Source organism: Nonomuraea sp. NPDC050227 (genome assembly GCF_044459705.1).
Taxonomy (GTDB): Bacteria; Actinomycetota; Actinomycetes; order Streptosporangiales; family Streptosporangiaceae; genus Nonomuraea.
In genome coordinates this window covers 327640-352933 of record NZ_JBITJF010000003.1, presented here as the reverse complement: position 1 = coordinate 352933, position 25294 = coordinate 327640, and the positions used below count along the sequence as shown (strand labels likewise).

The 25294-nt window shown below is 72.6% G+C and carries 22 protein-coding genes; 16 read left to right on the top strand and 6 right to left on the bottom strand.

What is annotated here, in order from left to right:
- The first annotated feature begins 8 nt into the window (after positions 1-8).
- The 8 genes from ACIBK9_RS14025 (at position 9) to mgtA (ending at position 10616) form a co-directional block, all read left to right on the top strand.
- Positions 9-2234, top strand: coding sequence for a DUF5682 family protein (locus tag ACIBK9_RS14025; protein ID WP_397158116.1), 2226 nt, complete (start codon positions 9-11; stop codon positions 2232-2234).
- Positions 2231-3352 (top strand): VWA domain-containing protein, encoded by a 1122-nt coding sequence (locus ACIBK9_RS14020; protein WP_397158114.1) that lies wholly within the window; start codon positions 2231-2233, stop codon positions 3350-3352. Before ACIBK9_RS14025 ends, ACIBK9_RS14020 begins: the two co-directional genes overlap by 4 nt.
- Complete coding sequence (locus ACIBK9_RS14015; protein ID WP_397158112.1) at positions 3349-5322, top strand: hypothetical protein; 1974 nt, start codon at positions 3349-3351, stop codon at positions 5320-5322. The genes ACIBK9_RS14020 and ACIBK9_RS14015 overlap by 4 nt, the downstream gene beginning before the upstream one ends.
- A gap of 156 nt (positions 5323-5478) precedes the next feature.
- The gene (locus ACIBK9_RS14010) at positions 5479-6903 is read left to right on the top strand and encodes an FAD-dependent oxidoreductase (RefSeq protein ID WP_397158110.1); all 1425 of its coding nucleotides are present in this window, start codon (positions 5479-5481) and stop codon (positions 6901-6903) included.
- A 104-nt stretch (positions 6904-7007) separates the two neighbouring features.
- The gene (locus tag ACIBK9_RS14005) at positions 7008-7394 is read left to right on the top strand and encodes an ArsR/SmtB family transcription factor (RefSeq protein WP_397158108.1); all 387 of its coding nucleotides are present in this window, start codon (positions 7008-7010) and stop codon (positions 7392-7394) included.
- A gap of 123 nt (positions 7395-7517) precedes the next feature.
- Positions 7518-7748, top strand: a complete 231-nt coding sequence (locus ACIBK9_RS14000) for a twin-arginine translocase TatA/TatE family subunit (RefSeq protein WP_364335331.1) — start codon at positions 7518-7520, stop codon at positions 7746-7748.
- A 68-nt stretch (positions 7749-7816) separates the two neighbouring features.
- Complete coding sequence (locus tag ACIBK9_RS13995; protein ID WP_352359749.1) at positions 7817-8164, top strand: metalloregulator ArsR/SmtB family transcription factor; 348 nt, start codon at positions 7817-7819, stop codon at positions 8162-8164.
- On the top strand, positions 8148-10616 hold the full coding sequence (gene mgtA / locus ACIBK9_RS13990; protein WP_397158106.1) for a magnesium-translocating P-type ATPase: 2469 nt from the start codon (positions 8148-8150) through the stop codon (positions 10614-10616). Before ACIBK9_RS13995 ends, mgtA begins: the two co-directional genes overlap by 17 nt.
- 198 nt (positions 10617-10814) lie before the next feature.
- Here the strand turns inward: mgtA and ACIBK9_RS13985 are convergent, their stop codons facing one another.
- The gene (locus tag ACIBK9_RS13985; RefSeq protein WP_397158104.1) at positions 10815-11633 is read right to left on the bottom strand and encodes an ion transporter; all 819 of its coding nucleotides are present in this window, start codon (positions 11631-11633) and stop codon (positions 10815-10817) included.
- 319 nt (positions 11634-11952) lie between these two features.
- Here ACIBK9_RS13985 and ACIBK9_RS13980 point away from each other — a divergent pair, with 319 nt between their 5' ends.
- The 4 genes from ACIBK9_RS13980 to ACIBK9_RS13965 all read left to right on the top strand — a co-directional run bounded on the left by ACIBK9_RS13980 (position 11953) and on the right by ACIBK9_RS13965 (position 16883).
- Positions 11953-13299 (top strand): hemolysin family protein, encoded by a 1347-nt coding sequence (locus ACIBK9_RS13980; protein ID WP_397158102.1) that lies wholly within the window; start codon positions 11953-11955, stop codon positions 13297-13299.
- A complete protein-coding gene (locus tag ACIBK9_RS13975; RefSeq protein WP_397158100.1) occupies positions 13296-14309 on the top strand; it encodes a hemolysin family protein in 1014 nt (337 codons plus the stop codon). The genes ACIBK9_RS13980 and ACIBK9_RS13975 overlap by 4 nt, the downstream gene beginning before the upstream one ends.
- A 422-nt stretch (positions 14310-14731) precedes the next feature.
- Positions 14732-15322 (top strand): hypothetical protein, encoded by a 591-nt coding sequence (locus tag ACIBK9_RS13970; protein ID WP_397158099.1) that lies wholly within the window; start codon positions 14732-14734, stop codon positions 15320-15322.
- Positions 15323-15644: 322 nt separating this feature from the next.
- On the top strand, positions 15645-16883 hold the full coding sequence (locus tag ACIBK9_RS13965; RefSeq protein WP_397158097.1) for a cytochrome P450: 1239 nt from the start codon (positions 15645-15647) through the stop codon (positions 16881-16883).
- A 54-nt stretch (positions 16884-16937) separates the two neighbouring features.
- On the opposite strand, the gene ACIBK9_RS13960 is transcribed toward ACIBK9_RS13965, so the two are convergent.
- Positions 16938-18203 (bottom strand): MFS transporter, encoded by a 1266-nt coding sequence (locus ACIBK9_RS13960; RefSeq protein ID WP_397158095.1) that lies wholly within the window; start codon positions 18201-18203, stop codon positions 16938-16940.
- A gap of 360 nt (positions 18204-18563) precedes the next feature.
- On the opposite strand from ACIBK9_RS13960, the gene ACIBK9_RS13955 reads away from it, so the two are divergent.
- Positions 18564-19112, top strand: a complete 549-nt coding sequence (locus tag ACIBK9_RS13955) for an NUDIX hydrolase (protein ID WP_397158093.1) — start codon at positions 18564-18566, stop codon at positions 19110-19112.
- A gap of 22 nt (positions 19113-19134) precedes the next feature.
- On the opposite strand, the gene ACIBK9_RS13950 is transcribed toward ACIBK9_RS13955, so the two are convergent.
- Positions 19135-19776: a DsbA family protein gene (locus ACIBK9_RS13950; protein WP_364335309.1), complete on the bottom strand. Its 642-nt coding sequence runs from the start codon at positions 19774-19776 to the stop codon at positions 19135-19137.
- A 450-nt stretch (positions 19777-20226) separates the two neighbouring features.
- On the opposite strand from ACIBK9_RS13950, the gene ACIBK9_RS13945 reads away from it, so the two are divergent.
- The 3 genes from ACIBK9_RS13945 to ACIBK9_RS13935 are packed head-to-tail and all read left to right on the top strand — an operon-like array spanning position 20227 to position 22841.
- Positions 20227-21441: a cytochrome P450 gene (locus ACIBK9_RS13945; RefSeq protein ID WP_397158091.1), complete on the top strand. Its 1215-nt coding sequence runs from the start codon at positions 20227-20229 to the stop codon at positions 21439-21441.
- Positions 21442-21462: 21 nt separating this feature from the next.
- Complete coding sequence (locus ACIBK9_RS13940; protein WP_358295363.1) at positions 21463-21660, top strand: ferredoxin; 198 nt, start codon at positions 21463-21465, stop codon at positions 21658-21660.
- Positions 21657-22841 (top strand): NAD(P)/FAD-dependent oxidoreductase, encoded by a 1185-nt coding sequence (locus ACIBK9_RS13935; protein ID WP_397158089.1) that lies wholly within the window; start codon positions 21657-21659, stop codon positions 22839-22841. The genes ACIBK9_RS13940 and ACIBK9_RS13935 overlap by 4 nt, the downstream gene beginning before the upstream one ends.
- 71 nt (positions 22842-22912) lie before the next feature.
- Here ACIBK9_RS13935 and ACIBK9_RS13930 read toward each other — a convergent pair whose 3' ends face one another.
- Genes ACIBK9_RS13930 through ACIBK9_RS13920 form a run of 3 tightly spaced genes read right to left on the bottom strand, consistent with a single transcriptional unit; the run spans position 22913 to position 25153 of the window.
- Positions 22913-23725 (bottom strand): class I SAM-dependent methyltransferase, encoded by an 813-nt coding sequence (locus tag ACIBK9_RS13930; protein ID WP_397158087.1) that lies wholly within the window; start codon positions 23723-23725, stop codon positions 22913-22915.
- 9 nt (positions 23726-23734) lie between these two features.
- Complete coding sequence (locus tag ACIBK9_RS13925; RefSeq protein ID WP_387673585.1) at positions 23735-24190, bottom strand: GbsR/MarR family transcriptional regulator; 456 nt, start codon at positions 24188-24190, stop codon at positions 23735-23737.
- A 33-nt stretch (positions 24191-24223) separates the two neighbouring features.
- Complete coding sequence (locus ACIBK9_RS13920; protein WP_397158085.1) at positions 24224-25153, bottom strand: alpha/beta hydrolase; 930 nt, start codon at positions 25151-25153, stop codon at positions 24224-24226.
- Positions 25154-25294 lie beyond the last annotated feature (141 nt).

The following is a 25294-nucleotide window of genomic DNA, read 5'->3' as shown; positions in this document are numbered from 1 at the left end:
TCCTCGGCGTGCGGCACCACAGTCCCGCCTGCGCCCGGCTGGTCGCCGACACCATCCGTTCCGTACGTCCCGCGTACGTGCTGGTCGAAGGGCCGGCGGAGATGAACGACCGGATGGACGAGCTCCTGCTCGGCCACGAGCTGCCGATCGCCGTCCACACCGGCTACCGCGACCACGAGCGGCGCCACGGTTCATGGACGCCGCTGTGCGACTACTCCCCGGAGTGGGCGGCGCTGACCGCGGGCCGCGCGGCCGGCGCCGAGCTGCGCTTCATCGACCTGCCCGCCTGGCATCCCGCGCTGGCCGACGTCAGCAACCGGTACGCCGACGCCGAGGCCCGCTACGCCGAGGCGACCCGGCGGCTCTGCCGCGCCTTCGCCGTGGACAACATGGACGCGTTGTGGGACCACCTGTTCGAGATCGAACCGGCCGACGGGCTGGCCGAACGGCTGGCCACCTACTTCGACCTCGTCCGCGGCGACACCGGGGCCGATCCTGGCGACACGGCCCGCGAGGAGTACATGGCGCACTGGATCCGGGCGGCCGCCGATGACGCGGGCGAGCGGCCGGTGGTCGTGGTCACGGGCGGCTTCCACCGTCCCGCGCTGATCCGGCTGGCCGAGCAGGGCGACCGGAGCTGGCCGGAGGTGCCGCGGCCGCCCGAGGGTGCGGCGGTCGGCAGCTACCTGGTGCCGTACTCGTTCCGCCGGCTGGACGCCTTCGCCGGCTACCAGTCGGGCATGCCGTCGCCCGGCTACTACCAGGACCTGTGGGAGCACGGTCCCGACGGAGCCGCCCGCAGGCTCGTCGAGGCGGTGACGGCCCGGCTGCGCGCCCGGCGCCGGCAGGTCTCCACCGCCGAGCTGATCGCCGCGCGCGCCACCGCCGACGGGATCGCGCTGATGCGCGGCCACCCGCATCCGGCCCGCGTCGACGTGCTCGACGGCCTGGCCACCGCGCTGGTCGGCGAGGCGATCGAGATCCCGCTGCCCTGGGCATCCCGCGGGCCCCTCCAGGCGGGCCACCACCCGGTCGTCGTGGAGATGATCGCGGCGCTCAGCGGTGACCGGACAGGCCGCCTGCACCCCTCGACCCCGCTGCCGCCGCTGGTCCACGCGGTGCTCGCCGAGCTGGGCGGCCCCGGCGGCGAACGGCTCGACCTCGGCGGGCAAGCCGGCCGCGCGCGCAGCCGCTTCCTGCACAGGCTGCGCGTCCTGGGCATCCCGGGCGTCGTCCGCACCTCGGGACCCCGCCCCGCGGGCGGCGCCGAGCTGGTCGAACAGTGGATGTTGAGCGAGACCGACGACCGCCTGCCCGCCCTGATCGAGGCAGGCGGGTACGGCGTGGACCCGCAGGAGGCGGCGGCCTCCGTGCTCGCCGAGCGGATCAGGGGCGCCGACCTGGACCGGCTGGCCGACGTGCTGTTCGACGCCGCGCTGTGCGGCATCGGCGAGCTGGCGGGGCAGGTGCTCGACGACCTCGCGCGGGCGATCGCCGCGGCGGCCGACCTGGGCTCGCTGGGCCGCACGCTCACCGTCGCCCTGGCGATGTGGCGCCACGACGAGCTGTTCGCCACCAGCGGCAGCACCACCTTGGGGACCGTGGTCCGGGCCGCCACCCTGCGGGTGTTGTGGCTGGCCGAGGGCGTGCGCGGCGGGCCCGTACCCGCCGATCCGCAGCGCATCGGCGCCATGGCCGCCGTCCGCGACGCGCTCAGGCACGCCGGGCCGCCGCTGGGCCTGGACCTGGACGCGGCGCTGGGCGTCGCCGACCGCGTCGCCGCCTGCCAGGACGCGCCGCCCGACCTGCGCGGAGCGGCGCTCGGGCTGGGCTGGTCACTGCGCGGCGCCGCCGCCGCGGACCCCGCGCGGGCGGTACGCGGCGCGTTCGTCCCCGCGTCGGCCGGCGACTGGCTGGCCGGGCTGTTCGCGCTCGCCCGCGAGGAGGTCCTGCACACCGGCGGCATGCTGGAACTGCTCGACGAGCTGGTCGCGGCGATGAGCGACCACGACTTCCTGGTGGCCCTGCCGGCGCTGCGCCAGGCGTTCGGCTACTTCCCGCCCCGCGAGCGGCACCTCATCGCCAGCCGCCTGGTCGAACTGCGCTCCGGCGCGGGCGCGTCCGCGTGGGACCTGATGCGGCTGGAGGCGGCGCCGGAACTGGTGGCCGCAGGCATGGCCCTGGACGAACGAGTCGATGCGGCACTGCGCCGGGAGGGACTGATCACGCCATGACCGACCCCACCCTCGTACGATGGCGGCTGCTGCTCGGCGAGGCCGGCGGCGCCTGCCTCGGCGGCGGGCGGCTCGACGAGGCGGCCGCCGGCCGCGACGCCGCCATGGACTGGCTGTACGGCCGCGACGAGGAGCTGCGCAGGCGCGGCGTACGGCGGCAGGCCGGGAGCGGCCCGTCGAACCTGACCACCTTCGGCTGGCTCGACGACATCACCCGCCTGTTCCCCAAGGAGACCGTCGAACGCCTGCAACGCGACGCCGTCGAACGCTACGAGATCCACGACCTCGTCACCGACCCCGACGTGCTCGCCCGCATCGAGCCCAACCCCGCGCTGCTCAAGGCGGTCCTGCACACCAAACACCTGATGAACCCGCAGGTGTTGCGGCTGGCCAGGCGCATCGTGGAGCAGGTCGTCCGGCAGCTCATGGACAAGCTCGCCACCGAGGTGCGCAGCGCCTTCTCGGGCACGAGAGCGCGCCGGCCGGGCCGGCTGCGGCAGGCCCGCAACTTCGACATGGTCCGGACCCTGCGCGCCAACCTCGGCCGCTACCAGCCCGACACCGGCAAGGTCGTGATCGAGACCCCGCTGTTCTTCTCCCGCACCCGCCGCCACCTCGAACAGTGGCAGGTGATCCTGCTCGTCGACCAGTCCGGCTCGATGACGGACTCGGTGATCCACTCGGCGGTCACCGCGGCCTGCCTGTGGGGCCTGCCCGGCGTGCGCACCCACCTGGTCGCCTTCGACACCGACGTGGTGGACCTGACCTCCGACGTGGACGATCCCGTGGAACTGCTCATGAAGGTCCAGCTCGGCGGCGGGACCGACATCGCCCGCGCGGCCGCGTACGGCGCCGGGCTGGTGGACCAGCCGCGGCGGGCCGTCGTCGTGCTGATCTCCGACTTCTACGAGGGCGGCGATCGTCACCGGCTGGTACGCATCGTGCGTGACCTGGTCGAGCAGGGCAGCAAGGTCCTCGGCCTGGCCGCCCTCGACGAGCAGGCCAACCCCGACTACGACCGGGAGCTCGCGCAACGCCTGGCCGACGCCGGGGCGTACGTGGGCGCGATGACCCCCGGCGAGCTGGCGTCCTTCGTCGCGGAGCACGTGGGCCGATGAGAACGGATCTGCTCGGGCTCACCACCGACTCCCTCGCCGCGCTCACCAACCGCGGCCTGGTCAAGCGGGCGGGCAAGGAAGCCGCGCCGGACCTGCGTACCGACGCCGACGGGACCGTGCACGGCGACTTCGCGGGCGGGCCGACCGCGAGCCTGCCACCCGGCGGCCTCGACGCGGCCCGCTGCACGTGCGGCGCCACCGGGGTCTGCCGGCATGTCGTCGGGGTGGTGCTGGCGTACCAGCACCAGCACGCCGCGACCGTCGAGACCGTCGAGCATCCGCAGGGTGAGGGCCCCGATCCGGAACCCCCCGCCTGGTCGCCGGGGCAGGTGAGCGACGACGAGCTGACCGCCAGGATCGGCGCCCGCCTGATGGCCGCCGCCCGCCGTACCGAACGGGCCGGATACACCGCCCGCGTGCGCCGCGCCACCGCTGCCGACCCCGCGCCGCAGGTCGAGCTCGCCACCGCGACCGTGCGTTTCCTGATCCCCGGCGACCTCGGCTTCGTGCACACCGACGCCGTCGCGGGCAGCCGCGACGACGTCATCGCCCTCGCCGTGTGGGCGTTCCGGGTCGCCGACGAGCTGCATCCCGGGACGCCGGAGGCACGGGTCGACGTCGGCGGCGAAGCCGGGACCGGCGCCGGATCCGGGCTGGAGCGGGCCCTGGGGCTGGCCGGCACGGTCCTGCGCGACGGCGCGGCGCACCTCGGCCAGGGACTGGCGGCCACCATCGCCGACGTACAGCGCCATCTGGACGCCGCCGGATCGCGCTGGCCGCTGCTGGCCGTCGGCGACCTCGCCGAGCAGCTGGCCGCCTACCGCGACCGTGGCGCCCACTACCGTCCCGAGCTGCTCGCGAGCCACCTCGCCGAGCTGCACGCCCGGCACCGGGCCGTGACCCGCCCCGACGCCACCCTCCGCAGCAGCGTGCTGGGCACCGCCGAGGCCGCCGAGACCCCGCTGCGCCGGGCCCGCCTGGAGAGCCTGGGCTGCCGGATCCGCAGCCTCGGCGACCGGCGGATCGCCGAGATCTACCTGGCCCACGGCGACAGCGCGATGGTCCTGGTACTCCGCCGCGAATGGGACGGCGAACGGCACGGAGGCGACGGCGACGGCGCCGCCCTGGCACGGCGACGCGTCGCCGGCTCCACGCTGGCCGCCCTGGCCACCGGCAACCTCGTCACGGAATCCGCCGTCCGCAGCGCCAGCCGTACCGTGCGGCTGGCCACCGGGCGGATCGCCAGGACGACGGTCAGCCCGTCGCGGGGCGACTGGGGTGAGCTCTCGCCGTCCCTGGTGGTGACCGACCTCGCCGCGCTCGGCCGCGAACTCGACGCCCTCACGCTCCGGCCCGTCCGCCCGCGCGTCGAGGCGGAGCTGGTCCGCGTCGTCGCCGTCTCCGAGGTGGTGGCCATGACCTATGCCGCCGGCGACCAGCGCCTCGACGCCCTCATCGCCGACCAGGCGGGCAACCTCGCCACCGTCACCGCCACCCACACCGGCGCCGCCCCCGGCCGCCTCGACTCGCTGGCCGCCGTGCTCGCGGGGGAGGAAGGCGAGCTGCGTTTCGTCAGCGGAGTGGCCGGCCGTACCGCGGGCGGCGTCGTCATCGACCCCATCGGCCTGGCCGCCGGCGGCCGGGTCGTCGTGCCCGACCTGCGACCTGCCGGAGGCGGCGGCCGGCCGGCGGCCGCCGAGGACGTCCGGCACGACCCGCTGACCGCCGTGCTGATCGACACCCGCGGGCTGCTCGCGGAAGCGGCCCACCACGGCCTGTCCCACCTGCCGCCGACCTACGACGCCCGGCTCGGCACCGCCGCGCGGCGGCTGACCACGCTCGGGCTCCACCGCATCGCGCGGGCCGTCACGGCGTTCGCGGCGGCGCGGGCGCAGGACTCGGGCGATGCGGCCGAGCAGACCTGGGTCGACGCCTACCTGCGCCTGGAGGTGGCCCTGGAACTGACCTGACCCGATCCGCGGCATCGCCGCGCACGTGGTGCTGATTTGACTTCTGTCGAAACAGTGGCACATGATGACCCCTGCTTAGACAAACTTCTATTCAGGAGGTTGCGTGATGCGCGCTCTGTTCAGCCGCCGCCCGTCCGTCGAGCAGGCGGAACAGTCATGAGCGACAGTTGCTGCGGCCCCGCCGCGATCGCGATCGAGCAGCTCACGGCCCCTCGGCAGGCCACCTCAGGGTGGCGGGACGACCTGCCCGTGGTCGTGATCGGCGCGGGCCCCGTCGGCCTGGCCGCCGCCGCGCACCTGACCGAGCGCGGCATCGACTTCCTGGTCCTGGAGGCCGGCGATCGGGTCGCCGCGTCGATCGCGCAGTGGGGGCACGTACGGGTGTTCAGCCCCTGGAAGTACGACATCGACGCCGCCGCCCGCCGCCTGCTGGAGGCCGACGGCTGGACCGCGCCCGACCCCGAACGGCTGCCGACCGGCGCCGAGATCGTCGCGGGCTACCTCGCCCCGCTGGCCGAGCTGCTCGGCGACCGGGTACGCACGAACGCGCGAGTGACCGCCATCAGCCGCCTCGGCCACGACCGCGTACGCACGGCGGGCCGCGAGCAGGCCCCCTTCCTGATCCGCCTGGCCGACGGCGGCGAACTGCGGGCAGGCGCGATCATCGACGCCTCCGGAACCTGGACCACGCCGAACGTGCTGGGCGCCGCCGGCCTGCCCGCCCACGGCGAGCACGACGTGCCCGTCGACCACGCCCTGCCCGACGTCCTCGGCGCCGACCGCGACCGCTACGAGGGCCGGCGCGTCCTGGTCGTCGGCGCCGGCCACTCGGCCGCCACCACGCTGCTCGCCCTGGCCCAGCTGGACGACACCCCGATCACCTGGGCCATCCGCGCGGGCGACGCCGGCCGCGCCTACGGCGGCGGCGACGCCGACGCCCTCCCGGCCCGCGGCGCGCTCGGCACCCGCCTGCGCGCCCACGTCGCCTCCGGTCGCATCACGTTGCTGACCGGCTTCTTCACCCACCGGGTACGCGCCACCGGCGACGGCGTCGAAGTGACCAGCCGCGCCCCCTCCGGCGCCGAGCAGTCGATCACCGTGGACCGGATCGTCAGCGCGACCGGCTATCGCCCCGACCACTCCATCGCCACGGAACTGCGTCTCGACCTGGACCCGGTGCTCGGCTCGACCCGTGCCCTGGCCCCGCTCATCGACCCCAACCAGCACTCCTGCGGCACCGTCCCGCCGCACGGCGTGGACGAGCTGGCCCACCCCGAGCCCGGCTACTACGCCATCGGCGTCAAGAGCTACGGCCGCGCCCCCACCTTCCTGCTCGCCACCGGGTACGAGCAGGCCCGATCCGTCGTCGCCGCGCTGGCCGGCGACTGGCAGGCCGCCCGCGACGTGCGGCTCGACCTGCCCGAGACCGGGGTGTGCTCGTCCAGCCCGGCCGAGGACCAGGAGCGGCGGGCCGGCCTGGCCACGGGCATCAGCGGCGGCCTGCTGTCAGCCCCTCTCCCGCTCGCCACCGTCAGTGCCCCGGCCGGCGCCGGTGCCGAGTCCGGCGGCTGCTGCGGCTGAGAGGGACGCCGCGCCACGGCCGTGGCGTGTGCCGTCTCCGCGTTCGCACCGGTCGCCTGCCACCGCCTATGATTTAGACCGGCATCGAATTAAGGAGTCACGCCATGGCCGCCCCCGCCACCGCCCAGTGCTGTGCGCCGATCGCCCGCGAGCCGCTCGGCGAGGCCGACGCCGCCGAACTGGCCGCCCTGCTCAAGGCCGTCGCCGACCCGGTACGGCTGCGCCTGCTGTCGCTGATCGGCTCCCACCCCGGCGGCGAGGCGTGCGTGTGCGACCTGACCGGCGTCTTCGACCTGACCGCGCCCACCATCTCCCACCACCTGAAGGTGCTGCGCACCGCCGGGCTGATCGACGGCGAACGCCGCGGCACCTGGGTCTACTACCGGATCATCCCCGAGACGGTGAACAGGCTGGGCGCGCTGTTCACGCCGCTCGCCGCCCCCGCCAAGGCGCAGAGCGGCCCGGTGGACGTGGAACTCCTCACCGTATGACCGGCGCGGCCGCGATCAGTCGAGCGTCCGAAGCCCCTTACGGGACAATGTCTTACTTGCGCATCTGAGCAACTTTGATGCAGTCTGAAGCTGACAGAACGCCTGCTCAGTAAGGACGACACCATGGCCGACCTCGGTTGGGCGGAGATCCTGATCATCGCCCTCGTCTTCATGTTCCTGTTCGGCGCCAAGCGGCTGCCCGACACGGCCCGCGCGGTCGGCCGTTCGTTGCGGATCTTCAAGGCCGAGACCACCAGGACGGACGAGCCGGCCCCCTCGCTGGAGGAGCAGGCCCGGCGTCTGGAGGAGCAGGCGGCCAGGCTGCGGGCCGGCGCACGACAGGACGGCCGGTGACGACGCGACGCTCGGGAGCCGCCGCGCCGCGCGCCTAGACTTGGCACCTGTCCGAAAAAGGAGTGAAGGTGGCCGGCGCAAAGACCCCTGATCCGCCCGCCGAAGTGCTGGCCGAGGCTGCGGCCGCCTTCGCGCTGCTGGCCTCGCCGCCCAGGCTGCACATCGTGTGGGCGCTGGCGCAGGGCGAGTGCGACGTGTCCGGGCTGGCCGAGCGGGTGGGCGGCGCGCTGCCGGCGATCAGCCAGCACCTGGCCAAGCTGAAGCTGGCCGGCCTGGTCCGCTCCCGCCGGGAGGGCCGCAGGGTCGTCTACCTGATCGACGACGAGGACGTCGTGGCCACCGTGCGCGGGCTCGTCGGACGGCTCTCGCAACGGGCCGGCGCCTCCGGAGGACGCGTCCATGGTCTGGGCGCCTGACGCGCCGACCACGTCCGGCTCCGGTCCGGCCCCGCTGAGCCAGCTCCAGACCCTGCGCCTGCTGGACACCGGGCCACGCGGCCTGACGGAGGAGCAGGCCGAGGCCCGCCTGCTGGAACACGGCGAGAACACGATCCCCGGCCGGCGTCCGGTGTCCTGGCCGCGCCGCCTGGCCCGCAGCCTGCGTGACCCGTTCACCATGACGCTGCTCGCGCTGGGCCTCGTCGCCGCCGCGATCACCTCCTGGGGCACGGCGGGCGTCATCGTCCTGCTGGTCGTGGCGAGTTGCCTGCTGCGCTCCAACGGGGAGTTCCGGGCCGACCGCTCGACCGCGGCGCTGCGCGAGCTCGTGGCCACCACGGCCACCGTGCGACGGCGCGCGACCGAGGGAGGCGAGCCGCGGGAGCGGGAGATCCCCGTCGACCAGCTCGTCCCCGGTGACGTGATCAAGCTGGGGCCCGGCGACCTGGTCCCCGCCGACGTGCGGCTGCTGCGGGCCGCCGGCCTGACCGTCCATCAGGCGCCGCTGACCGGGGAGTCGGCGCCCGTGCCCAAGCGGGCGCGTGACCTGCCCGACGGCGACGACCACCTGTGCTGGCAGGGCAGCAGCGTGGCCTCCGGCAGCGCGCTCGCCGTGGTGACGGCCACCGGCGGCGGCACCCTGTTCGCCGGCGCCCACCATGCTCCGGCGCGCGGACGTTCGGCCTTCGACCAGTCGGTGAACGGCATCTCCTGGATCCTGGTCCGGCTCATGCTGGTCGTCCCGCCCGTGGCGCTGGTGGCCGGCGCCGTCCTGCGCGACAGGGGGCTGGAGGCGCTGCCGTTCGCGGTGGCGGTGGCCGTGGGGCTGACGCCCGAGATGCTGCCGGTCGTGGTGACCACCGCGCTCGCCCGGGGAGCGGCGCTGCTGGCCCGCCAGGGCGTGATCGTCAAGCGGCTGCCCGCGCTGCACGACGTGGGGGCGATCGACGTCCTGTGCATGGACAAGACCGGCACCCTGACCCGCGACCGGCCCGTGCTCAGCGGATCCGTCGGCCCTGACGGCAAGCCGGATCCCGAGGTGCTGCGCTGGGCGGCCGTCAACAGTTTCTGGACACTGCACCTGACCGATCCGCCGATCCCCGACCCGCTCGACGAGGCGATCCTGGAGTGCGCGCCCGACCTGGGCGACACCGAGGGGCTGGAGGCCACCCCCTTCGATCCCGCCCGGCGCCTGTCCCGCGCGGTGGTCCGCGACGGCGGCGCGGACGTCGTCGTGGTCAAGGGCGCCGTGGAGGCGGTGCTCGACCGGTGCGCGATGGGCCCGGGTGCGCGGCTGCGGGCCGGCGAGGTCGCCCGAGCCCTGGCAGAGGCGGGTGCGCGGGTGCTCGCGGTCGCCGTGGCCGACCGCTCCTCCGGCCGTCCCGGCGCGGAGGGCGGGCTGACGCTCGCCGGCTTCCTCACCCTCGTCGACGAGCCGAGGCCGGACGCCGCAGCCGCGCTGGCGCTGCTGGCCCGCCGGGGCATCACCCTGAAGGTGCTGACCGGCGACCACCCGGCCACCGCCGCCCGTACGTGCCGGGAGCTGGGCCTCGACGTGGGGGCGGTGATCGAGGCGGCCGACCTCACCGCCGCGTCCGCCGAACGGGCCACGGTGATCGCCCGCTGCACCCCGGACGACAAGGCCCGCGTCGTCCGCGCGCTGCGCGAGGCCGGGCACACGGTCGGCTTCCTCGGCGACGGCGTCAACGACTCGCCCGCCATGCGCGCCGCCGACGTCGGCATCTGCCCGCGCGCCGCCGTGGACGTCACCCGCGAGGCCGCCGACGTCGTGCTGGCCGGCAAGGACCTGTCGGCGATCGACCAGGCGATCGTCGCCGGACGGCGCAGCACCGGCAACATCGTCACCTATCTGCGCATCGCGCTGTCGTCCAATCTCGGGAACGTGATCGCGATGCTGGCGGCCGGGCTGGCGCTGCCGTTCCTGCCGATGTTGCCGGTCCAGGTGCTCCTGCAGAACGTCTGCTTCGACGTCGCCCAGCTCGCCTTCGCCTTCGACCGGGCCGCGCCGGCCGTCCTGCGGGGGCCGTTCGGGCTGCGCCCGCGTGGCATCCTCGGGTTCATCGCCCGTTTCGGGGCGCTCAACGCCGTCGCCGACCTGGCCACCTTCGCCGTCCTGACCCAGGTCGTCGGCGCGGGTGACGAGCGTTCCTTCCACACGGGCTGGTTCATCGAGAACCTGCTCACCCAGGCCGTCATCATGCTGCTCCTGCGGCCCGTCGCCCCGGTCTCCCCGCCGTTGTGGCTGGCCACGGGCTCGCTCGCGGCGATCGGGTTACTGCTGCCGCTCTCGCCGCTGGCCGGTCCGGTCGGCCTGACCGCCCTGCCCGTCACGAGCTGTCTGTGGCTGGTGCTCGTGGCCGCTCTGTACGGCGGGGCGCTGGCCGTCCTCAACCGTCGCAGAAGGTTGTAGAGTTGCGCAATGTAGCAACTGTCATGGCCGTCGAACCGCTGGGGCGAACACATGCGCGCAGGGGAGCGTCAACAAGTCGCCGCGCTCGTCATGTGGGCGCTGGTGTGCATGCTCGACCTCTGCCTGTGGGCCTGGGTCGACTGAGCCGTGTTCCGTCAGGCGGGCTCGTCGCCTCCTTCGATCGCCACAGATGCCTGGTCAGTTCGCGTCGGCGCGGCCGTCGGTCGTGACCGCCTCGCGCGACGGCAGCAGCTGGTCGAGTTTGGCGTTCACCGCCGCCAGCTGCTGCTTCACCTCCGCCAGCTCGGCCTGGGTCCGCGCTTCGGCCGGGGACGGCTCGGCGTCGTTCATGGCGTTGACCACCACCGCGATGAACAGGTTCAGCGCCACGAAGGTGGACATCAGGATGTAGGCGATGAAGAAGACCCACGCCCACGGCTTGTGCTCCATGACCGCCTGGGCGACGTTGCCCCAGTCGTCACCGGTCATGATCTGGAACAGGGTGAACAGCGAGCGGGGCAGTTCGTCGAACCGTTCGGGCATGATCTCGCCGAACAGCTTGGTCGCGATCACCCCGGCGATGTAGATCATCAGGACGAGCAGGCCGATGATGGAGGCCATCCCGGGCACCGCCGACAACAACGCGCTGACCACGCGGCGCATGCTGGGCACCGCCGAGACCAGGCGCAGCGCCCGCAGGATGCGCAGCGCCCGCAGCACCGAGGCCGGGCCGGAGGCCGGGACGAGCGCGATCGCCACGATGACCGTGTCGAACCAGTTCCACGGGTCGGCGAAGAACGCGCGGCGGTAGGCGAACAGCCGGGCGGCGATCTCCACGGTGAAGACGGCCAGCGCGATCCGGTCGACGGCGTGCAGGAGACCACCGGCCCGGTCCATCAGGTAGGCGCTGGTCTCGCAGCCGATCGTGGCCGCGTTGAGCGCGATGACGCCGATGACGGCCCGCTGGGTGAGCCGGTGTTCGAGCACGGCCCGCACGCGTTCTTGCCCGGACGACACTGGATCGCTCCTCAGAGTGAAGATCACAAATCGCTGATCATGGTAGAGGCGACGAGAGGCTCCCCATGCAACCGAACCCGGCCGAGACGCGGATCACATCCGGCACTTACGCTCGTCCATATGCGTTGACCTGGGAGAAGACGCCCCGGTCAGGACCGGCCTGTCCGGGGTCGGTAACGTCCGGACCAGGAAGCCGCAGCCGACGCGCTGCGGCGGAGAACACGAAACGGGAAGGATCGGTGGTGGTGTCCGTGTCAGCGGACCCGAGCAGTAGCCCCAGCCTCAGGTACGGCCTTCGTCTGCGGGGTGCACAGCCGCGATGAGTGTCGCCCTCGGCCTGGCGGCCATCCTCCTGCTCACCCTCGCCACCGGCTACTTCGTCGCCCAGGAGTTCGCCTACGTCAGCGCCGACCGGCTCGCCCTGTCCCAGCAGGCCGCCGCCGGTGACAAGAAGGCGGCCAAGGCGGTCAAGGTGATGGAACGGCTGTCGTTCATGTTGTCCGGCGCGCAGCTCGGCATCACCGTCACCGCTCTGATCGTGGGTTTCATCGCCAGGCCCGCGCTGGCCGAGCTGATCGCCCCCGCGCTGGAGGCGGCCGGGGTGCCGCAGGCGGCGATCGGCGGCATCGCGCTCGGCATCGGGTTCGCGCTGGCCACCGTGATCCAGATGGTGCTGGGCGAGCTCGCGCCCAAGAACCTGGCGCTGGCCCGTCCGGAGCCGCTGGCTCGCGCCCTGGCCGGCTCCACCCTGGTCTACCTGACCATCGCCGGACCGGTCGTCAAGCTGTTCGACACCGCCGCCAACAGACTGCTGCGCGCCGTCGGCATCGAGCCGGTCGAGGAACTGCACCACGGCGCCACCCTGGAGGAGCTGGGCCACATCATCGGCGAGTCCGAGGCCCACGGCCACCTGCCCGGCAGCCACGCCGACGTGCTCGAACGGGCCCTGGCCTTCTCCGACCACACCGCCGAGGAAGTGATGGTGCCACGCGTGGAGGTGGTCGCCGTGACCGGCGCGGCCACCGTGCCCGACCTGGACGAGATCGTCGCCGCCCACGGCCACACCCACTACCCGGTGCTCGGCGCCACCCTGGACGAGGTGATCGGCCTGGTCAGCCTGGGCGACCTGGCCGCCGTCCCGGTCGAGAAGGCCGCCACCACCCGCGTCGCCGACCTCGCCCGCGACGTGCTGATCGTGCCCTTCTCGACCAACCTGCCGGACCTGGTGGCCCAGATGCACACGCGCGGCGAGGAAGTGGCCTGCGTGGTGGACGAGCACGGCGGCCTGGCCGGACTGGTCACCTGGGAGGACGTCGCCGAGGAACTGGTCGGCGAGATCGCCGACGAGAACGACGCCGACACCCCCCGGGCAGTGCGCCAGGGCGACGACTGGGAACTGGACGCCGCCCTGCGCATCGACGAGATCGCTCTGGAGACGGACCTGAACCTGCCCGACGAGGACGAGTACGACACCCTGGCCGGGCTCATCCTGCACCGGCTGGGCCGCTTCGCCGTCCCCGGCGACGTCATCACCGCCGACCTGCCCGCCACCCTCGACCCCCATGCCCCCACGCACGCCCGCATCGAGGTGCTGACGCTGGACCGGCACGTGCCCGACCGCGTCCGCCTGACCCCCTATCGTGACGAATCGCAGGAGCAGGCATGAACCTGTCCGTCGGGCTGCTGCTCACCCTGCTGCTGCTGATCGGCAACGGCTTCTTCGTCGCCGCCGAGTTCGCCCTGGTCGCCGCCAAGCGGCACCGTCTGGAGAAGGCCGCCGCGCAGGGGAGCAAGGCCGCCTCCGCCGCCCTGTCGGGGATCAAGGAGCTGTCGCTCATGCTGGCCGGGGCGCAGCTCGGCATCACGCTGTGCTCGCTCGGGCTCGGCGTGGTGTCCGAACCGCTGATCGCCGGCACCCTCGTCCCGCTCTTCGACGCCGTCGGCCTGCCCGGGGCCGCCGCGCACGCGGTGGCGTTCGTCATCGCGCTGGCGGTCGTGACGTTCCTGCACATGGTGCTCGGCGAGATGGCGCCGAAGTCCTGGGCCATCGCCCACCCCGAGCGCTCGGCCACCCTGCTGGCGCTGCCGTTCCGCGGCTTCACCCTGCTGGTCCGTCCGCTGATCAGCGCGTTGAACGCCGTCACCAACGGGCTGCTGCGGCTGTTCGGCGTCCGTCCGGACGAGGCGGGCGCCAAGGCACGCACCCCCGACCAGCTCCGGCACCTGGTGGAGGAGTCACGCCGGCTCGGCCTGATCGAGCCGGACGACCACGTCGTGCTCAGCCAGGCCCTGCGGGCGCCGCAGTCCGGCATCACCGCGCTGATCACGCCGGCCGAGCAGATCGTCGGCGTCCCCGCCACCGCCGCCGCCCAGGACGTCATCGACGCCTGCAACCGGTCCGGGCTCACCCGGCTGATCGTGTGGTCCGACGCCGGGCCGAGCGGGGTCGTGCACCTGCGCGACGCCTACCTGGCCCGCCGGCGCGGCACCGCCACCACCGCCGCCCAGCTCGCCTACCGCGTGCCGGACCTGCCTCAGCAGACCTCGGTCGCCGACGCGGTCGCCCGGCTGCGCGCCGCGCACAGCCAGATCGCCCTGATCCGCGACGACGCCGGCGCGGTCATCGGCCTCGTCACCCTGGACGACCTGCTCACCACCCTCCTGGTGCCCGCCTGACCACCGTTCGGCGCAGTTCGTCCGGTGCGGTGACCCGGCGATCGTGATGACCGCGCATGCCATCCCGCCGCCTGCTCGGCGTCCAGTGGTTCGCGGGTCAGCGGCGGGCCGCGCTCGTGCTCCCAGCCGGCCGGGACGCCGATGTCGGCCGTCGACCGGCCCGTGCCACCGGACGGCTGTGTCTGCGGAGTAGGCGCTCATATTCGGCATATCGGGAAATTCCTCTTTGTTTATAAATATGCCCGCCTCCTCTCGTCGGCCTTTCTTTGTCATTGCCTTACCTGTCGGTGTGTGCTCAAATTATGATTCGATTTACCCATTCCGGCCGGGATGCTAGGCGGCAGAATTGCGACATGGATAGACATGTCGCTTTCGGCGGCTGCAGAATCGACATTTCGCACAATCGACGGAGGAAGATCGCCATGTTCAAGAAACTGCTGCGTTTCCTTCCCGCAGGCCTCGCGGCCGGCTCGCTGCTGGCCACCGTGGCCCTGCCCGCTCCGGCGTCGGCGTCAGCCTCCCGGGCCGCAACGCGGCAAAATGTCGTCACCGTACTCGGCTACAACAGCACCGACTGGAAATACCTCCAGGTGCCGTCCGGGGCCAACGCCCCGCGTTTCTACGAGCCGGACTTCGACGACAGCGACTGGGCGAGCGGGCAAGAAGGATTCGGCACCACCAACGGCACCTGCGCGTGGAACAATTCCACCAACGTCAAGACGTCCTGGGCGGTGAACACCGACATCCTGGTACGCCACTGGGTGCACATCCCACGCAACGCACGACTGGTCCGCATCCAGGGAACGATCGACAACGATGCGCGGGTCTACTTCAACGGCCGCCTCGTTCAGGCCGTCAGGAGCGGCCGCTGCGCCGCGGGCGCCATCAACGTCGTCCTACCCGCCAGGCACCTGGAGCGCTGCAACCTCCTGGCCATCCGTGGCCATGACTACGGCGCCGCCACCTATCTGAACGTCGAGGTCAGCTACGAGAGGCTGACCCCCTCCGCCTGAACGAGCACCGCCGCGAGCCCCCGGCCCCCTCGAACTGCGAGAGGGCCGGGGGCTCTCTCCATGCAAACTTCCCCGCCAGGACGGGCCGCAGGCCGGAGGGGAGGCCAGCCGGGGCCGGCCCAGGCGGCCGTGGGCATGGCCCTTGAAACGATCCTCGTCAAGGCGTGGAATTTTGAACTGAGAGGAGAGGGCGGGCACAACCGGCCCGGCCTGTCCGCAATTGCCGCGCAGCGCTCGGCGTGAGCTTCGCCGCACAACAAGGCGAACCCTTTCGCCGTGTCCCGTCAGCCCGCCGAAGCCCCCACCCGCACCGGAGGCACGCGTGACCCCCACGCCCGTGGTTCTCGACAGCAGCGGACGCCGCATCTATGAGCAGGCCGACTTCTTACGAGCCGCCGGACCGGCCGTGCCCGTCCAACTGCCCGGCGACCTCACCGCCTGGTCGGTGACCGACGGGGACGTCGTCAAGCACCTGCTGACGAATCCCCACGTCTCCAAGGACGCGCGCAAGTCCTGGCCCGGCTACCGCCCCTACGCGATCGGCTGGCTCACCGCCTGGGTGGACGTGAAGAGCATGTTCACCACCGACGACCCCGACCACCAGCGGTTGAAGAACCTGGTCGGCACAGCGTTCACGCCCCGCCGCGTGGAGGCGATGCAGCAGCCGATCACCGCCATCGTCACCACGTTGCTGGACGCCTTGGCCGCTGAAGCTCCGGGAGACGTGCTGGACCTGCGGGCACGCTACTCCTACAAAGTCCCCACCCAGGTCATCTGCGACCTGTTCGGTGTGCCGCTGGACCAGCGGCCCGCCATGCTGGCCACCATCGACGCCGTGCTGGACACCAGCCTGTCGGCCGGGCAGACGACCCGCGTACAGCAAGAGATGATCGCCTCGATGCACCGTCTCATCGAGGCCAAACGAGCCCAGCCCGGCGACGACATGACCAGCCGGCTGATCGCCGCCAGGGACAGCGGACTCGACCGGCTCAGCGACGACGAGCTCGTCAGCACGCTGCTCCTGATGATCGGCGCGGGCAGCGAGACCACCGTGTCTCTGCTCGACCATGCCGTCATCGCCATGCTCAGCCACCCCGAGCAGCTCGCTGTCGCCCGCCGCGACCCCGCACGCTGGGACGACGTCATCGAGGAGAGTCTGCGCCGGCACCCGCCCGTCATGCATCTGCCGATGCGCTACGCCACCGCGGACATCCCCTTGGACGGGCAGACCGTCATCCGAGCCGGAGACCTCATCCTCATCGGCTTCGGCGCTCACGGGCGTGACCCTGCCGTCAATGCCGATCCTGACCGCTTCGACATCGACCGGCACGACCGGGCGCACCTCGCCTTCGGCTACGGCATGCACTATTGCCTGGGCGCGCCGCTGGCCCGGCTGGAGGCGCGCGTCGCTCTGCCCGCGCTGTTCGACCGCTTTCCCGATCTGCGGCTGGCCACCGACCCGCAGGATCTCCAGCCGCTGCCCTCCTTCATCGGCACCGACGTGCTCCGACTGCCCGTGACGCTGACCTCCGGCCGCAGAAGTGGCGCCGACGAACGATGAGCGGCGAGCCGAGGTCGGGCTGGGACCGCACGCCGACCACGACAGCTCCCTGCGTCAGCAGTAGGGGTGAGACCGTCGACCGCTCGCGGGGCCCGCGGTGCTGCGGAGACGGCGTACGTCACGAACGCTGAACGCGGCCGCCGCACCGGCGACGACGACCGCCGCGCAGCCGGCGAGCACGACCCGCACCCCGACGGCGTCGGCGAGCGGACCGGCGAACGCGGAGAACAGCGGGACCAGGACGCCGCCGGCGACCGACGATGTGGCGAGGACCCGGCTGAGCTGCTCCTGCGGGATCTCGCGCTGTTGCAGGCTGGTGTACGAGATGAGCTGGAGCGTGCCGGCGACTCCGGTGAGCGCGCCCACGGCGGCGATCCACCACGTGGGTGCCGCCGCTGCCATGCCGGCCAGGAGCAGCGCCTCGGGAAGCGCCGTGGCGCACAGCAGCAGGCCCACGCGTACGGGTGCCAGCGTCAACGCGGTCACCGAGCCGATGGCCAGCCCGACGCCGAGGGCGGAGCCGACGATGCCCCAGCCGACCGCACCGCCCTCCAGGTGGCGTGCCGCGTACAGCGGCCCCAGGACCGTGAACCCGGCTCCCCAGCATGCCGACGTCAGCGCCTGGAGGCCGGTCAGCGTCCACAACCAGCGGCGACCGGCGAACGCGGACAGACCCTCGATCAGCTCCCTGGCGAACCCGCGCCGCTCGGGTCGGACGGCTGCGGCCGGCACGCGCACCATGCGGAACACCGCGCCGGACAGCAGGTAGGTGACCCCGTCCCAGCCCAGTACCCAGCCCGGCGAGACGGAGGCGATCACCAGCCCGGCGATCGTGGGCCCGGCGATCGCGACGAGGTTGCCGGCGATCTGCAGCAGGGCGTTGGCCGGGACGAGGGCGCCGGGTTCGACGATGCCGGCGATCAGCCCCTTCGCCGCGGGGGCGAAGAACGCGCCGGCCGCGGCGGTCAGCACCGCCAGGCCGCCCAGGGACCAGACAGTCGCCGAGCCGCTCAGGAACAGCGCGGCGGAGACGCACTGGCTGACGCCGCAGACGAGCTGGCACGTCACGATGATCCACACCCGGGGCAGCCGGTCGGCCAGTACCCCGGCGCCCGGGGTGACGGTCAGGAAGACCAGCATGCTGGCGGTCGCCACCACGCCGATGGCGGTGCCTCCGCCGTCCTGGTCGATGAGTGCGAAGGCCAGCCCGGCGGGGGCCGTGGTGGTGCCGAGGACCGAAGCGGTACGCCCCACGGCGTAGCGGCGGAAGTTCCGGTTCCGGCGCAGCAGCTCCACGGCGGCGCCAAGGCGCTCCCGCATCACCGCTTCGGGCCCCGTTCAGCCGGCACGTGCCGCTGGAGGGCGACCGTGGCGCTCGGGACGGAGATCCCCGGCGACGCCGACGCGATCAGCTCGTCCGACCGAGGAGGACCAGTCCGTGATCCAGCAGCTTCGTGCATGGCTCCTTCTCCGAACCTCTCACGCGCTTGCTCGGTCCAGCGTCTCACCTGGCCGACGTCCCATCTGGTCGGCGTGGCAGGCGCGCGCCGAGCGGTCGCACCGGTACGGTGCGAAGCCTCCTCTCGGTCAAGGAGCAGACTGTGTCATCGCTCATCGCTCATCTCGTCTCAGCCGTCGGTCACCAGGAGCTGCGCCGTCGGGCAGGTGCGGGAGCGACCTGTGGCGATCACTGACGCGGACATATCGAGCGCCGTCCGGGACCACCTCTCGCGTTTCCCGGACGAGGCCGCGCTGCTGTCCGAGCCGCTCCGCCTGCTGGCCGAGGGCCGCGATTTCGCCTCGCGGCGGAACTTCCCGATGCACGTGACCGCCGGCGCGCTGCTGGTCCGCGACGGCACCGAAGTCCTGCTCGTCGAGCACCGCGCCTACGGGATCCTGTTGCAGCCTGGCGGCCATCTGGAGCCGGCCGACACCTCACTGATCGACGCAGCGGTGCGCGAGCTGGCGGAGGAGACCGGAATCGACCCCGCGCAGGTCATGCCGGCGTCGCAGACCCCCGTCTACATCGAGTACGCCCGCGTTCCGGCCCGACCGCAGAAGGGCGAGCCGGCGCACCATCACCTCGACATCGGGTACGCGTTCGTGACGCACGCGGACCTGGGGCCGATCCAGGAGTCAGAGGTGACGGACGCGGCCTGGTACCCGCTCGGCGAGGCCGAGCGGCTCGTCGGCCCGCGCATCGCGCGAGCCGTGCCGGCCCGCGATTAGCCCCCGTCGGCCGCGGCGTCCCTCAGTCGAAGGACGGTCTGACGCCCTGCTGCCGGCTCCGCTTGAGCTCGAAGAAGTCCTCGGTCCCGGCGACCAGGACCAGGCCGTCCCAGAGCCGGCCGGCCGCTTCGCCGCGCGGCGCTTGCCTGATCACCGGGCCGAACAGGGCCATGCCGCCGACGCGGAGAACGGGAGTTCCGACGTCGAGCCCCACCTCGTTGAAGGCCTCATCGTGGGAGTCCCTGATGAGCTGATCCAGCTCGTCGCTGTCGGCGGCTGCCGCCAACGCGGCGGGCAGGCCCACCTCTGCGAGGGCTTCGGTGATGACTGTGGGGTCATCGCGACGCTTCTGGTTGTGGAAGCGGGTGCCGATCGCGGTGTACAGCGGGCCGAGAACGCCGCGGCCGGCGTGCTCGGCGGCGGCCGCGCAGACTCGCACCGGCCCCCAGGCCTTCTCCATCTGGTTCCGGTAGTCCTCGCTCATCCCCTCGCCCTTGCGCTGGACGAGGTTCAGGTGGGCCAGCGACATGACCCGCCAGTCGGCGTGCACCGGCCGTACCTTCTCGACCTCCAGCAGCCAGCGCGAGGTGACCCACGCCCAGGGGCACAGCGGGTCGAACCAGAACGGGACCTCGACGAGCTCCGGCTCTTCCGTGGTCGTCATGATGCCTTCCTTCCTCTCGGACCGATCTCGCAGAGGGGCGGCGTGCGCCGGCAACGTGTCGGGTTCGTGGCTGGGCAGGCTGAGGATGAGGTGCTTGACCATCGGGATGGTGCCCAGAAGGTCGAATAGCGGGCCAGCGTTCGCCCTGGTTGTATATCACGCCGGCTTCGGTCACGGCGTGCTGAGCCGCCGGCGAGTACTGCCGGCGGCTGTTCCCGACCTCCGCCGATGGACGTCGCGCTGGACAAGATCCCGATCTGAGTGACCGTGCGCCCAGCTTCCACCGCCGGTTGAGGCTTTCCGGTCCCCCGTTCCGGCGCTCCCGGGCCGAAGTCTCCGGGGCTGGTTCAACGACAGCCTTGACGTATGAGCGCTGCGGACCACGACGGTTCCCGCCGGCGGCCGTCCTCGGCCCTGCGCGGACCGCACGACCCGAGGTGAGGAGAGATCATGACCGATGCCCTGCCGGATCCGGTGACGTTCCCGATGCCCCGCGCGACCGGCCGCCCGTTCGACCCGGCGCCCGAGCTGACCCGCCGCGGCGCGGAAGCTCCCGTCTCACGCGTCTGTCTGTGGGACGGCACCACCCCCTGGCTGGTCACCCGCTACGACGACGTCCGCGCGGTGCTCGCCGATCCGCGCGTCGGCGTCGACGTGGCCGAGCCCGGCTTCCCGCACACCAACGCGGTGAGCAAGGCACGCGATGCGCGGATGAAGACGCTGATGCAGATGGATGCGCCGGAGCACACCAGGCAGCGACGGCTCATGACCGCAGACTTCACGATCAGGAAAATGGAGGCGCTGCGGCCCAGGATCCAGCAGATCGTCGATGACCTCATCGACGACCTGCTCGCCGGTCCCAACCCGGCCGACCTGGTGCGGGCGGTCGCGCTGCCCGTCCCGTCCCTGGTGATCTGCGAACTGCTCGGCGTGCCCTACGCGGACCGGGCCTTCTTCCAGCGGGCGGCGGCCGAGCTCGTCATGGACGAAGGCGACCCCGCGCGGGCCCTGGCCGCCGCCGAGGAGCTGAACGGCTACCTGGAGGCGCTGGTGGCGGCCAAGAGCGACGACCCGGGCGACGACGTCCTCAGCAGGCTGGCCGTGGAGCAGTACCGGACGGGCGCGATGACCCTGACCGAGATCTCCACGATGGGCCAGCTCCTGCTGGTGGCCGGGCACGACACCACCGCCAACATGATCGCGCTCGGCACGGCCGCCCTGCTGGCGCACCCCGACCAGCTCGCGGCGGTGCGCGACGGCGACCCGGCGCTGGTGGCCAACGCCGTCGAGGAGCTCCTGCGCTACCTGTCCATCACCCACACCGAGGCCCGCCGCGTCGCCCGCGAGGACCTTCAGGTCGGTGGCACGACGATCCGCGCGGGCGAGGGCATCGTCGTGGTGAAGAGCACCGCCAACCGGGACCCGGCGGCCTTCCCGGACCCCGGCGTCCTCGACGTGCGCCGGGCGGTCCGCCATCACGTCGCCTTCGGGTTCGGCGCCCACCAGTGCCTGGGGCAGTCGCTGTCCCGGGTGGAGCTGCAGGTCGTCTACGGCACGCTCTACCGGCGCGTCCCCACGCTGGCGGCGGCCGTGCCGCTGGAGGAGCTGGCGTTCAAACAGCAGGCCGTCTTCTACGGCGTCCGCGAACTGCCCGTCACCTGGTGATCGAGCGAAGGAGTCAAGCACATGAAGGTCACCGTGGATCAGGACGCCTGCACCGGCTCGGGGCAGTGTGTCCTCGTCTGTCCTGACGTGTTCGACCAGCGTGACGAGGACGGCATCGTCGTCCTGCTGCGGGACAGCCCGGAACCGGGGCTGCGCGAGGGCGTCGGCGAGGCCGCCCGGATCTGCCCGGCCCGGGCGATCACGCTGGGCGCGTCGTGAGCCGCCCTTCCCGGATCGTGGTCGTGGGCGCCTCGGCGGCGGGTCTGTCCGCCGCCGAGGCCCTGCGCCGCGACGGATTCACCGGCTCGCTGACCCTGGTCGGCGCGGAGCGGCGGGAGCCCTACGACCGGCCGCCGCTGTCCAAGCAGATCCTGCTCGGCAGGTGGGCGCCTGACCGCGTGACGCTGCGCCGCCACGAGCCCGGCGCCGCGCTGGGGGCCGACTGGCGGCTCGGCGTCGCCGCCACCGCCCTCGACACCGGCGCACGCGAACTCGCGCTGTCCGACGGCGGCGTCCTGCCCTACGACGGGCTGGTGATCGCCACCGGCGTCGTCCCGCGCCGGCTGCCGTCGGGGCACGAACTCGGCGGCGTGCACGTGCTGCGCACCCTCGACGACGCCCTCGCCCTGCGGGAGGGGCTGCTCGCCGCCCGGTCGGTGGTCGTCGTCGGCGCGGGCTTCCTCGGTACGGAGGTCGCCGCCGCCGCCCGGCAGCTCGGCCTGGACGTCACCCTGGTCGATCCGCTCCGCGCGCCGCTGATCGACCGGCTCGGCGACCGGGTGGCGCGGCTGCTGGCCGGATTGCACGCCAGGTACGGCGTCCGCCTGCGTCCCGGCACCCTGGTCACCGGCCTGACCGGCCACGACGGCCGGGTGAACGGGGTCGATCTGGACGACGGCACGCACGTCCCGGCCGACCTGGTGCTCGTCGCCGTCGGCTCGGCCCCGGCGACCGGCTGGCTGACCGGCAGCGGCCTGGACGTGGAAGACGGCGTCAAGTGCGACCATCGGTGCCGGGCCGCACCCGGCGTGGTCGCCGCCGGCGACGTCGCCTCCTGGCGGCACCCCGGCTTCGGCCGCCTGCGCGTCGAACACCGGCTGAACGCCACCGAACAGGGCACGGCCGCAGCCCGGACGCTCCTCGGCGGCCAGGCCCCCTTCGCACCCGTGCCCTACTGCTGGACCGACCAGTACGACGTGAAGATCCAGGTCCACGGCGTCACAGGCGGCGACGCCCGGTTCCAGGTCGTCGCCGGGGACCCCGCCACCGGCCGGTTCGCCGGCCTGTACGGCAGGGACGGCCACGTCATCGGCGCCATGACCTGGAACCTGCCCCGGCAGGCCCGCGACCTCCGCCGACACGTCGCCGAGCGGACCCCGTGGCGCCAGGCCACCGAGTGAAGACCTGCGGCGTCCGAGACGAGGACGACGAGTCGCCGGCCCTTGCCCGACGAACGGGGCCCGGCCCAGGCTCAGAACCGGTAGCGGAGAACGCGTGCCCCTTGCCGGGACAAGGTCGTGCTGCGGGCGGTGAGACGGGTCAGCGCCCGCAGGGGTTGCGGGAACCGGGCCACTTCCGGAGCGCGGGTGAGGACCTGCTCCTCGATCAGCTCGAGGCCGGCGCCCCAGGACTCGGGTTCGTGCGCGTCGTCGAAGCCCTGGGCGGCCTTGATGCCGAGTGCCTTGATGGTCGGGTGGTACTTCATGGCCCAGGCGGCGAAGCGGGTGTAGCCGTTGAGTGCGAGCTCACCCGCGGGGAAGTGGCCGGTCAGCGCGCGGGTCATCGCCTGGAAGGAGTCGCCGGGCATGAAGGGGAGCAGCCCTTCGGCGACGATCATCGCCGGCCGGTCACCGGGGACGGCCGAGAGCCAGCCGGAGCCGGTGAGGTCGGCTCCGACCAGGTGGGCACGGCCGGGCAGGCGTTCGGCTCGCAGGTTCACCACTTCGGGGAAGTCGACGTCGTACCAGTCGACGCCCGGCGGCGGAGCACAACGGGACATCCTGGTGTCCAGGCCACAGCCCAGGTCGAGCACCACGCATCCGGGGTGAGCGGCGACGTAGGCGCGGACCACGTCGTCGAGCTTCCTGGCGCGCAGTGCCGTGGTGAGGACGAGGCTGGGCTTGACCTTCAGCCTGCCGAAGTCGTAGTCGATGGTGGCGGCCAGGTCGGCGGAGAGCGTGTCGCCGAGGATCGGATGGGGGAGCCCGGCGTCCAGGGCTCTTGCCTGGAGGGTGAGCAGCAGCGTTTCCTGGATCAGCCCGAGCTCGGGTTTCCAGCGGTGCATGGAGATTCCTTAACGGCGTAGCGGATGGTGGGCCGCGAGGTTCTGCAGCCATGTCAGGGAGTCGTGGGCGGCCTTGATGCGCTCGGTGCGCCGCCCCTCGCCGCCCGCGAGGTCGAGCCCTTCGTCGGCGATCTCGCCGAACGCGCTCAGGCTGTCGAGCTTGCGCTGGATGACCTTCTGCCAGGCGTCGTCCTCGATGCGGTAGTAGGAGGTGCGATCCCCGGGCCTTCGCACCTTCTCGACCAGGTCGATGGCCGTGAGAAAGCGCATGTTCGAGGTGAGCGAGGCCCGGCTGGCCTGGATGGCCTCGGCGATCTGGCCGGCGGACTGCTCGGCCGGGTCACAGATCATGAGCCAGCCGAGGATGCGTCCGGTGATGGGCGGCAGCCCCCACTCCTCGACGCAGAATGCGGACACCCGCTCCACCCATCGAAGCAGCCGGTCCTGCTGTTCCTCAGCGCTCATCGTCGCGTCCTCCCTTGGTGATCGTGTGCCGGTTCACTGTGCCATGGCGGCCACCGACTCGTAGGTGGGTGCTGGGGTGAGGCCGGCGAGCGCGGTCCTGCGCAGGTAGAGGTCGAACCAGTCGATGGCGAGCGCCATCGCCTCCTGCAGGCCGGGCCCGGTGTAGAGGCCGAGCACGTCGTACGGCAGCACCGCGAGCCGCTTGGGCTCGCCCGCCTTGGCGAAGGCGCTCTGCGCCTCTTCGAGCATGTGGTACGGGTCCCAGCCGCCGTTGGCGATCATCAGCAGCGGCGTCGGCGCGAGCCGGTGGATGAGGTTCTCCGGGGCGAAGGTGAGCAGGTGCTCGGCTGAGTCGAGGGTCTTCTCGTTGCGGTAGGCGGGAAACAGGCGGGTCGAGATGTCCGGAGCGTCCTTCACATTGTCGCCCTCCAGCGTCAGGTGCGGCACGCGAGCGCTCGGCTCGCCTTCGTAGCGCCGCTGCCAGTCCTGCTCCAGCCGGTCGCGCAGCGCGTGAACGCCGGCGCGGCCCAGGAGGCGTTCGGTGTACCGCCATCCGTCCCACACGCTGGGGCTCTGCACCACCACGCACTTGATGCGCCGATCGAGCACGGCGGCCTGGGCCGCCACCGAGCCGCCGATGCTCACCCCCCACACCCCGATCCGCTCCGGCTGCACTTCGGGACGGGTCCGCAGGTAGGACACGGCGCTGCGGAAGTCCTCCACCTGCCGCTCCGGGTGATCCAGGCCGCGCGGCTCGCCGTCGCTGGAACCGACCGTGCGATAGTCGATGGCCAGCACCGCGAAGCCGGCCTTGACGAAGTGCGGCGCGACGAACGCCAGCGCCTCCTTGACCATCACCCCGCTGTGCCCGAGCACCAGCCCGGGGACCGGATCGCTCGTCTCCGGCAGGTAGAGATCGCCCGCGCAGCGGGTGCCGAGGCTGTTGAAGGTCACGTGTTCCATGGCGCGCTCCCCAGTAGAGGCTAGTCATTTCAATCATGACTGAAATAACTAGCAACTTCAACAGAGCCGACGCCCCGGCGCCATCAGGGCAAGCTGCCGGGTCTCGGGCGAAAGGCGGTCCCGGGCGTGCAGCCGATGGGC

What these genes read in the sequence shown, in the direction of transcription:
- ACIBK9_RS14020 (WP_397158114.1), top strand. Translation starts at nt 2,231, where the DNA reads ATGACCGACCCCACCCTCGTACGATGGCGGCTGCTGCTCGGCGAGGCC.
- ACIBK9_RS14015 (WP_397158112.1), top strand. Translation starts at nt 3,349, where the DNA reads ATGAGAACGGATCTGCTCGGGCTCACCACCGACTCCCTCGCCGCGCTC.
- ACIBK9_RS14010 (WP_397158110.1), top strand. Translation starts at nt 5,479, where the DNA reads ATGAGCGACAGTTGCTGCGGCCCCGCCGCGATCGCGATCGAGCAGCTC.
- ACIBK9_RS14005 (WP_397158108.1), top strand. Translation starts at nt 7,008, where the DNA reads ATGGCCGCCCCCGCCACCGCCCAGTGCTGTGCGCCGATCGCCCGCGAG.
- ACIBK9_RS14000 (WP_364335331.1), top strand. Translation starts at nt 7,518, where the DNA reads ATGGCCGACCTCGGTTGGGCGGAGATCCTGATCATCGCCCTCGTCTTC.
- mgtA (WP_397158106.1), top strand. Translation starts at nt 8,148, where the DNA reads ATGGTCTGGGCGCCTGACGCGCCGACCACGTCCGGCTCCGGTCCGGCC.
- ACIBK9_RS13980 (WP_397158102.1), top strand. Translation starts at nt 11,953, where the DNA reads ATGAGTGTCGCCCTCGGCCTGGCGGCCATCCTCCTGCTCACCCTCGCC.
- ACIBK9_RS13975 (WP_397158100.1), top strand. Translation starts at nt 13,296, where the DNA reads ATGAACCTGTCCGTCGGGCTGCTGCTCACCCTGCTGCTGCTGATCGGC.
- ACIBK9_RS13970 (WP_397158099.1), top strand. Translation starts at nt 14,732, where the DNA reads ATGTTCAAGAAACTGCTGCGTTTCCTTCCCGCAGGCCTCGCGGCCGGC.
- ACIBK9_RS13960 (WP_397158095.1), bottom strand. Translation starts at nt 18,203, where the DNA reads ATGCGGGAGCGCCTTGGCGCCGCCGTGGAGCTGCTGCGCCGGAACCGG.
- ACIBK9_RS13950 (WP_364335309.1), bottom strand. Translation starts at nt 19,776, where the DNA reads ATGACGACCACGGAAGAGCCGGAGCTCGTCGAGGTCCCGTTCTGGTTC.
- ACIBK9_RS13945 (WP_397158091.1), top strand. Translation starts at nt 20,227, where the DNA reads ATGACCGATGCCCTGCCGGATCCGGTGACGTTCCCGATGCCCCGCGCG.
- ACIBK9_RS13940 (WP_358295363.1), top strand. Translation starts at nt 21,463, where the DNA reads ATGAAGGTCACCGTGGATCAGGACGCCTGCACCGGCTCGGGGCAGTGT.
- ACIBK9_RS13930 (WP_397158087.1), bottom strand. Translation starts at nt 23,725, where the DNA reads ATGCACCGCTGGAAACCCGAGCTCGGGCTGATCCAGGAAACGCTGCTG.
- ACIBK9_RS13925 (WP_387673585.1), bottom strand. Translation starts at nt 24,190, where the DNA reads ATGAGCGCTGAGGAACAGCAGGACCGGCTGCTTCGATGGGTGGAGCGG.
- ACIBK9_RS13920 (WP_397158085.1), bottom strand. Translation starts at nt 25,153, where the DNA reads ATGGAACACGTGACCTTCAACAGCCTCGGCACCCGCTGCGCGGGCGAT.